Raw genomic sequence first — 279 nt, forward strand, 5'->3', positions numbered from 1 at the left:
GTACCACGCCCGCTTTGCGGCAATCACCGCCCGTGCACGGCTGCGTTTCGAGCAGCGCGACTGGGCCGGTGCGCGTCAGGATGCGGTCGAGCGCATCGCCCTGTACGACCTGTGCATTGCCGAGCAGATGGATGCGCTGCGTCGCCTTGCCGGTGACGCGATCGGCGAGCGCGCGTTGTGGCTGCAGGTGCACGCCCAGTACAGCGCGCTGCTGCAGGGCCTGATCGACGCCGAGCTGTACAAGACCTTCTACAACACGCTGTCGCGACGCCTGTTTGC

At 67.0% G+C, this 279-nt stretch carries 1 protein-coding gene; it reads left to right on the plus strand.

All coding sequences use genetic code 11. The features are described from left to right. Nucleotides 1-279 (plus strand): isocitrate dehydrogenase kinase/phosphatase AceK regulatory subunit (locus AC6UDB_RS07020; protein WP_500709547.1); only part of this gene is annotated, 279 nt, incomplete at both ends.

It is taken from the genome of Fructilactobacillus sp. X3R2C1, from assembly GCF_059901235.1.